We start from the raw sequence: 8558 nt of genomic DNA on the forward strand, positions 1-8558 counted from the left end.
TCACACAAATAACGTCATATTTGTGCTTTGTTCGGATAACCTTTTTTTATCCGGGCCTAACAACCGAAAGCAAATCAGTGTAATCATCCTCCAAATCGGTGAAATCACTGGGCAATCGGTGTAATCACAATCATATAATGGACAAATTAAAAATAGGTATCAGCATAGGCGACGTAAACGGGATAGGCCTCGAGGTCATCATCAAAACTCTGGCCGATAGCCGCATACTCGATTACTTTACCCCCATTGTTTACGGCCATACCAAAGTGGCGTCCTTTCACCGCAAAGCTTTGGACATGGGCGAGTTCAGCTTCAACGTCATCAACACGCCCGCCGAAGCGCATCCCAAACGCGCCAACATGATCAACTGTTGGGAAGAGGATGTAAAAATAGAACTCGGCCAAACCACCGAAACCGGCGGCAAATACGCTTTCATCTCTTTAGAACGCGCCACCAACGACCTGATATCGGGCCAGATTGACGCGCTCGTTACAGCCCCCATCAACAAACACAATATCCAAAGCGATAGTTTCCATTTCCCTGGCCATACCGAGTACTTGCAAGAGCGCGCCGGCGCAACCGATTCCCTGATGTTTTTGGTGAGCGACGACCTGCGCGTAGGCGTGGTAACCGGCCATATCCCGGTGAGCGACATCGCCTCCAAAATATCACAGGAGAACATAGTTTCCAAGCTGAAACTGATGAACGATAGCCTGAAAAAAGACTTCTGGATACGTAAACCCAAAATTGCCGTATTAGGGCTAAACCCCCACGCCGGCGATAATGGCCTCATCGGCAATGAGGAACAAACCACCATCATCCCCGCTATCGAACAAGCCAAAGCAAGCGGCTTGCTGGCAATGGGCCCTTACGCTGCCGACGGTTTCTTCGCCAACGGTGCCTATAAACAATTTGATGCCGTGCTGGCCATGTACCACGACCAGGGTCTTATCCCGTTCAAGCACATCGCCTTCGAAAACGGCGTTAACTTTACTGCAGGGCTCAACATCGTGCGCACCTCGCCCGACCACGGCACCGCCTACGATATCGCCGGCAAAGGCCTGGCCTCCGAAATATCCTTCCGCGAAGCCATGTTCACCGCCATGCACGTTGTAAAAACCCGCCGCGAATCTGCCCAACTGGCCGAAAACCCGCTGGTATTCAGCAAACACAGCCGCGATAGGGATTGATTTTTGTCATTAAGTCATTGGTTATCCCGATAGCTATCGGGAGGTCATTGCCTGTCGAAAAGTATCAAAAGACCACGCCATTGCTATTCGTTGGCTAACGGGGCAGCACCTTCCGCATGTAAAATAGCCCGCCAACCCAATGACTTAATGACCCAATGACCAATGACGTCTTCACGGCTTAAACAAATACGGCCTCACCGCCTTCTCCCAAATAGCATAGCCTTGGGCGTTCATGTGCAGCATATCGCTAACAAATAGCTCAGGCATCATTTTGCCGTCTTTCATCATGGGCGTAAAAACATCCACAAACACGGCCTTGCTTTGGGCGGTAATAAACTTCCTGATCAGTGCGTTGGTTGCCACCGTTTTCTCCACAAACCTCTCCCGCGAAGGGCTGGGCTTAAAGCCGATATACACGATCGGCACCTCGGGCATTTTCGCCCTGATGGCTTTAAATAAACGTATCGTCCGGTTCAGTATCGTATCCGGTGTTTCATCGGGCATAACAATATCGTTTTCGCCAACGTACAGCACAATTTGCCGGGGCTGGTAAACAAACACCAACTCGTCCAGATAGCGGATAATATCGTTCACATACGCCCCGCCAATGCCCCGGTTCATCACATTATAGGCACCAAAAGCCACCTGCAAATGCTCCCATTTCCGTATCGACGAACTCCCTACAAACACAATAGGGTGGGGCTGCTGCTGATAAACTTTATCATAGGCCTTAATGGCCTGCACCTCGTCCCAAAAAGGAGCTTGGCTTTGCGCCGATGCCGCACCAACCGCAAAAAGCAGCAAAACAAATAGGGATAACCGTTTTAGTAGCAACATGGATTTTAAATTGGACACCATCTTAAAAGTCTCCCCAACCGGGGGAGATTTAGAGGGGGCTATATGTGTAAATATGGGTGTTTATGTTTCGAATATTCAATTATAACATCAACTTCTTCCAAGTAAATTCAAAAAATCATCGGCCGTAATGACGTTGACTTTGGGGAAAGCAATGTTTTTCACGGCATCAAAATGCTTGTCGTTGGTAACTAAATAATCAGCGTCCGCGGCTACAGCTATGTCAAAGAATTTATTGTCGTCCGGGTCTGTCAAAATTGCGTTCCAATTGTAATATACTTTTTGTGCGATCACGTCGGGCGATTCAATAAATATTTCCATCACAATTGCGGCAGTTCCCGGAGCAGAGTGTTCATTTAAAATCTCTTCATATTCTTTAAGGATATCTTCCGAAACTACCAACTGATAGCGGCCATCTATAAATGCTTGCCAAATAGGCCGTAACCGGCTACGCATGCCGAGCGAAGCAACAAGAACATTCGAGTCAAGAACAATCCTCATTATTTTTGATCAAGACATTGAGCGAAAATGGCCATTTTTCAGGTCCTCATAATCACTCGCTTTAATGCCCTCTTTTTCTTCCCAATCTTCTATTGCCTCATCCAGTTGTTTCGACAATAATTTCACGGCAAGCCGGCGCATCTCTAAAAAATCCTGTTCGGGGAGCGGGTTTTTTAACAAACGCAGCATCATTACCTGTTGCTCATTCAAATGCCCTGATATTTCCAAATCTGCTGCCATACTCAAATATAATCAATATCCTGTTGAAATTAAAAAACAAGGCCGTGTTTTTTAAAATGATTAGTTTATTTCGGATTTATTTTGATGTCGGATGTCAGAGGTCCGATGTCGGAGCTTTAACATAATAAATGTTCATCCCCCAACCCCTACGACAGCGATCGCAGCGTAAATCCCGCCTGCCTGCTGTCAGGCAGGGAATGCAGTCCCGATAGCTATCGGGACGAAATGAGAAATTGCAGCGAAGAGCGCGGGCCGCAGGCGAAGTTATTTCGGATTTCGAATGTTCAATTTCGGATTTTTTCTTCGCGTCATGCCGAACTTGTTTCGGCACCTCACTCGCTAAGTATCGAGCTATTCCATCCCACCTATCTTTCTGATGGGGTCCTGAAACAAGTTCAGGATGACTGCTCGTTTGATCCCCAAACCCGCGATAGCGATCGCAGCGGAAATCCCGCAATGAAGCGCAGCGTAATGAGGAATTGCAGCGAAGAGCGCGGGCCGCAGGCGAAGTTATTTCGGATTTCGAATGTTCGAATTCGGATTTTTTTCTTCGCGTCATGCCGAACTTGTTTCGGCACCTCACTCGCTAAATATCGAGCTATTCCATCCCGCCTGTCTTTCGGATGGGTTCCTGAAACAAGTTCAGGATGACTGCTCGTTTGATCCCCAAACCCGCGATAGCGATCGCAGCCGAAATCCCGCAATGAGGCACGGCCGATCAGTACCGAATGAGGAATTGCAGCGCCGAGTGCAGGCCGAAGGTATCGCTCTGAAAATGAATTGTAAATAAGTATAATTTAACTAATTTGCATTTATAATACTTGGTAAACAACCCAATTGGACTACCAGTTATTAGAGTTAATTGTCTATTTTATGATAACGGACGAAGACCTGCATAGTAAATTGATTCGGTTAAAGATCATGATTGATAAATCAAAAAATGTAAAAACTGAGATCAAACAATTGTTTAAAAAAGCAGCAATCGAGAATTTCGGGGGCAAAGGCTTTAGCAGAAATAATTTTGAAATCCTCAGCCTTTATCGATTGAGAAACAAACTATTGAAAAAAAAAGGCACATACAGTGAAGTTTGGGCAGATCTTTTAAACAGACTTGCAGAGAACGATGATTACTCACAGGTATATCTTACACCTTTAAATATTAATAATAAAATGTTTGTCGTATTTTCTGACAAGGATTACGAAGAATGTTTTGGGATGATCTATAAGGACTGGTAAAAATATTCAGCCTATAGTCTATGGTTATAGTTCCAGCCCGTAGCCGCAGCTATCACCGTACCACCACACAGCTTTCCCGATCCAAAAGCTCAACCAACCTAATCCACGCTACCCAACCCAATCAACCACTCAAAAACACAAATTCCAAAAAACTCTTTCCACTAATATAATTTTTCCTAAATTTGCGGGCTAATTATCGCTCGTTGAAATCGCTAAAGCCATACGCAATCCCCTTTACAGGGCTCAAACTGGGTAAACACCAGTTCGAATTTGAGGTGAACGATGCCTTTTTTAATGAGTTTGAATACTCGCTGGTAAAAAAAGGCGACCTGCTTTGCAAGGTGGAACTGGATAAGCAGGAAACCATGCTGATATTGCATTTCAATATCAGCGGGACGATAGATTTGGCTTGCGACCGTTGTTTGGCCCCTTATCCGCAGCAGGTGGATGTAGCCGAGCAGCAGATTGCCAAGTTTAGCGAAGAGGTAATTAACGATGAAGATATCATCACGCTCACAAAAAACGATCACGAGATCAATGTGGCGCCGCTGATATACGAATATATAAATGTTGCTGTGCCCTTTGTAGCGGTTTGCAGCAGCGAAGGACGGACAGAATATTGTGATAATGATATGCTTGACAAGCTCGAAAAGCTGGCAGGCGGTCCCCAGGGGGACGATAACGGACAGGACAACCCAACGTGGGACGCCCTTAAAAAAATTAAATAAAATAGTAACAAAAAGTTATGGCACATCCAAAACGGAAAATATCCAAATCGAGAAGAGACAAGCGTAGAACACACTACAAAGCTGAGGCTCCAACTTTAACTACATGCACCACTACCGGCGCAGTACACTTGCCGCACAGGGCTTATACTGTTGATGGCAACGTATATTTCAACGGTAAAATTCTGATCGAAAAAGCTGCAGTAGCCTAAGTATAATTTTCTGTAATGAAGATTGGCTTAGACATTATGGGCGGCGATTACGCGCCGAAAGCAACTATTTTAGGTGCCATTTCGGCCTATTCGGCTTTGTCGCCATCCGAAACTTTGGTTTTGATTGGCGATAAGGACGTGGCTACTGCCATGCTTCAGGAAAACAACTTTAATCCCGACCATTTCGAGTACGTACATACTACCGAAGTGATCGGCATGGGCGAGCACCCCACAAAGGCCATCGTCCAAAAACCAAATTCGAGCATCAGCGTAGGCTTTCAATTGCTCAAAGAAAGTAAAATACAGGCTTTTTCTTCGGCAGGTAACACCGGCGCTATGTTGGTAGGTTCCCTGTTCAGCGTAAAAGCTATTCCGGGCGTACAGCGCCCCGCCATGACGGCCATGGCCCCCAAACTAAAAGGCGGCTTTAATATGCTGCTGGATGTTGGCGCCAATGCCGATTGCAAACCCGAAGTATTGGTGCAGTTCGGCGTGCTGGGAAGTTTATTCGCCTCGTCGGTTTACGGTATCGAAAACCCGCGCGTAGCGCTGATGAACATCGGCGAAGAAGAAGAAAAAGGCAATATCCTGTGCCAGGCCACTTATCCTTTAATGAAGGAAAGCAAACTATTTAATTTTGTGGGTAACGTAGAAGGCCGCGATGTGTTTAGCGACCATAGCGACGTCATCGTTTGCGATGGCTTTACCGGTAACGTGATATTAAAAATGGCCGAATCTTTTTACGTGGTAACACTCAAAAAAGGCTTTAAGGACGACTTTTTCGACCGCTTTAATTACGAGCAATACGGCGGCAGCCCCATATTGGGCGTTAACGCGCCGGTTGTGGTAGGGCACGGCATATCAAGCCCCGAGGCGATAAAAAACATGGTGCTGCTATCCAAAAACATGGTCGAGAGCGGCCTTGTCGATAAAATAAAACAGGCTTTTCAATAAACCCTATTTAAATGAGGAAAATTCATGCCGCTATAACGGCAGTTGGTGGTTACGTTCCCGATTATGTGTTAGATAACCATGAACTGGAAACCATGGTAGATACCAATGACGAATGGATAACCAGCCGAACAGGAATAAAAGAACGCAGGATACTCAAAGGCGAAGGCCTGGCCACTTCGGATATGGCAGTCTACGCCGTTAACGACCTGCTCAAAAAACGCGGTATCTCTGCCGAAGAAATAGAACTCATCATATTTTGTACCACCACGCCCGATATGCCTTTCCCGGCAACTGCAAACATATTGGCCGATAAAATTGGCGCCGTTAACGCCTGGGGTTACGATTTGCAGGCCGCATGTTCAGGCTTCATATTCGGACTCACCACCGGTTCCCAATTCATCGAAAGTGGAAAACATACCAAAGTTTTGGTGGTGGGTGGCGATAAGATGTCGTCTATCATCAACTACGAAGACCGTGCCACTTGCATCATTTTTGGTGATGGTTGTGGCTGCGCTTTGTTGGAACCCAATAGCGATGGCTATGGCGTTATCGATACCATTTGCAAAACAGATGGCTCGGGCCGCGCGTTTTTAAACCAGGCGGCAGGCGGTTCCTTATTACCGGCTTCGCACGCCACGGTTGATGCCAAGCAGCATTTCGCTTTTCAGGAAGGGAAAACGGTGTTCAAATTCGCGGTTACCAATATGGCCGACGTGGCCCTCGAGGTAATGGAACGCAATAACCTAACATCCGAAGATATTACCTGGCTGGTACCGCACCAGGCAAACAAACGCATTATTGATGCCACGGCCAACCGCACCGGCGTTACCGACGAGCGCATCATGATCAATATCGACCGTTACGGCAATACCACCAACGGCACCATCCCGCTTTGCTTATGGGAATGGGAAAGTAAATTGAAAAAAGGGGACAACCTCATTTTGGCTGCCTTTGGCGGCGGGTTTACCTGGGGCTCCATTTATTTAAAATGGGCTTATTGATAATAAATGTGCAAATGTATTGATGTGCAAATGTGCATATGATGCAATAAACATTTAGGAAATTAAAAACATTTGCAAATTCGCACATTTGCACATCTGCACATTAAAGTATAATTTTATCCAATAAACCACCACAACACCTAAAATGGATATCAAACAAATTCAGGAACTGATCCGCTTCGTAGCCAAATCGGGCGTAAACGAAGTTGCCATTGAGCAGCAGGATTTTAAGATCACGATAAAAACAAACCAGGCACCCACGGTAGTACATGCTACCGTGCCGGCAGTTGCGCCTGTTGCACATACCGCTGCTCCGGCTGCCGCCCCCGCTGCTGCCGCCGAGCCTGCCGTTGCCGCCGGTCCGGATACCTCGCATTACATCACTATAAAATCACCTATGATCGGCACATTCTACCGCTCATCAAGCCCCGATAAGCCGCTGTTTGTTAATGTTGGCGACGAAATATCGACCGGCGATGTGCTTTGCATCATCGAAGCCATGAAGCTATTCAACGAGATTGAAGCCGAAGTATCGGGCAAGATCGTGAAAGTATTGGTCGACAATGCTTCACCTGTTGAATATGATCAGCCGCTGTTTTTGGTTGACCCTTCGTAAATGTGCGAATGAGTAAATGTGCCGATATGCAAATGACCCGGTACATTTCCACATCAAACATTAATTAATATAATTGCTAACCATGTGCCATGTTTAAACTGCAAACAACAATATTGAACAACCGATATAAATCATTTGCACATTTACACATCCGCACATCTGCACATTAAAGAGATGTTCAAAAAAATATTGATAGCTAATCGTGGTGAAATTGCCTTGCGGATCATCCGTACCTGCAAAGAGATGGGCATTAAAACAGTGGCCGTTTACTCCACTGCCGACCGCGATAGCCTGCACGTACGCTTTGCCGACGAGGCCGTTTGCATTGGCCCGCCGCCAAGCCGCGACTCATACCTCAGCATACCCAACATTATTTCGGCTGCCGAACTGACGAATGCCGGCGCTATACACCCCGGGTATGGTTTCCTTTCGGAGAATGCCAAGTTCTCGGCCATTTGCGCCGAATACAACATCAAATTTATTGGTGCCACTGCCGATCAGATAAACGCCATGGGCGATAAGGCTTCGGCCAAAGCTACCATGAAAAAGGCCGGCGTACCCACCATACCGGGTTCCGAAGGTTTATTGAACGATGTAAAAGAAGGTATCAGCATTGCCAATAAAGTGGGCTACCCCGTGATATTAAAAGCTACCGCCGGTGGTGGTGGCCGCGGCATGCGCGTGGTTTGGAAAGATAGCGAGTTTGAAGCCGCCTGGGATTCTGCCCGTGCCGAATCGGGTGCTGCTTTTGGTAACGATGGCATGTACCTCGAAAAATATGTGGAAGACCCGCGCCACATCGAAATACAGGTAGTGGGCGACCAATACGGCAAAGTTTGCCATTTGTCCGAACGTGATTGCTCTATACAACGCCGCCACCAAAAACTGGTGGAAGAGTCTCCATCGCCGTTCATGACGGAAAAACTGCGCAAAAAAATGGGCGAAGCCGCCATAAAAGGTGCCAAAGCCGTAAAATACGAAGGTGCCGGTACAGTAGAGTTTTTGGTGGACAAACACCGCAACTTTTA

The 8558-nt window shown here is 46.6% G+C and carries 11 protein-coding genes; 8 read left to right on the top strand and 3 right to left on the bottom strand.

What is annotated here, in order from left to right:
* Positions 1-134 precede the first annotated feature (134 nt).
* Positions 135-1190: a 4-hydroxythreonine-4-phosphate dehydrogenase PdxA gene (gene pdxA / locus QZX97_RS16920; RefSeq protein WP_295652435.1), complete on the top strand. Its 1056-nt coding sequence runs from the start codon at positions 135-137 to the stop codon at positions 1188-1190.
* 171 nt (positions 1191-1361) lie between these two features.
* On the opposite strand, the gene QZX97_RS16925 is transcribed toward pdxA, so the two are convergent.
* The 3 genes from QZX97_RS16925 to QZX97_RS16935 all read right to left on the bottom strand — a co-directional run bounded on the left by QZX97_RS16925 (position 1362) and on the right by QZX97_RS16935 (position 2786).
* Entirely contained in the window at positions 1362-2027 is a 666-nt protein-coding gene (locus tag QZX97_RS16925; protein WP_295652418.1) for a GDSL-type esterase/lipase family protein, read from the bottom strand.
* Positions 2028-2135: 108 nt separating this feature from the next.
* The gene (locus tag QZX97_RS16930; protein ID WP_295652420.1) at positions 2136-2546 is read right to left on the bottom strand and encodes a putative toxin-antitoxin system toxin component, PIN family; all 411 of its coding nucleotides are present in this window, start codon (positions 2544-2546) and stop codon (positions 2136-2138) included.
* Positions 2547-2555: 9 nt separating this feature from the next.
* On the bottom strand, positions 2556-2786 hold the full coding sequence (locus tag QZX97_RS16935; protein ID WP_295652422.1) for a hypothetical protein: 231 nt from the start codon (positions 2784-2786) through the stop codon (positions 2556-2558).
* Between the two features lie 921 nt (positions 2787-3707).
* On the opposite strand from QZX97_RS16935, the gene QZX97_RS16940 reads away from it, so the two are divergent.
* The 7 genes from QZX97_RS16940 to QZX97_RS16970 form a co-directional block, all read left to right on the top strand.
* Positions 3708-4022, top strand: coding sequence for a hypothetical protein (locus QZX97_RS16940; RefSeq protein ID WP_295652423.1), 315 nt, complete (start codon positions 3708-3710; stop codon positions 4020-4022).
* Between the two features lie 203 nt (positions 4023-4225).
* Positions 4226-4750, top strand: coding sequence for a DUF177 domain-containing protein (locus tag QZX97_RS16945; RefSeq protein WP_295652425.1), 525 nt, complete (start codon positions 4226-4228; stop codon positions 4748-4750).
* Positions 4751-4767: 17 nt separating this feature from the next.
* Positions 4768-4959 (top strand): 50S ribosomal protein L32, encoded by a 192-nt coding sequence (gene rpmF, locus QZX97_RS16950; protein ID WP_219486623.1) that lies wholly within the window; start codon positions 4768-4770, stop codon positions 4957-4959.
* Between the two features lie 15 nt (positions 4960-4974).
* A complete protein-coding gene (gene plsX, locus QZX97_RS16955) occupies positions 4975-5913 on the top strand; it encodes a phosphate acyltransferase PlsX (protein WP_295652427.1) in 939 nt (312 codons plus the stop codon).
* Positions 5914-5924: 11 nt separating this feature from the next.
* Positions 5925-6914 carry a beta-ketoacyl-ACP synthase III gene (locus QZX97_RS16960; RefSeq protein WP_295652429.1) on the top strand — a complete coding sequence of 330 codons (990 nt, stop codon included), beginning with the start codon at positions 5925-5927 and terminating at the stop codon, positions 6912-6914.
* A 145-nt stretch (positions 6915-7059) separates the two neighbouring features.
* On the top strand, positions 7060-7530 hold the full coding sequence (gene accB / locus QZX97_RS16965) for an acetyl-CoA carboxylase biotin carboxyl carrier protein (protein ID WP_295652431.1): 471 nt from the start codon (positions 7060-7062) through the stop codon (positions 7528-7530).
* Positions 7531-7704: 174 nt separating this feature from the next.
* Positions 7705-8558: biotin carboxylase N-terminal domain-containing protein (locus tag QZX97_RS16970; protein ID WP_295652432.1), on the top strand; the 854-nt coding region annotated here is incomplete at its 3' end.

This window comes from uncultured Mucilaginibacter sp., from assembly GCF_903893715.1.
In the GTDB taxonomy this organism is placed as follows: Bacteria; Bacteroidota; Bacteroidia; order Sphingobacteriales; family Sphingobacteriaceae; genus Mucilaginibacter.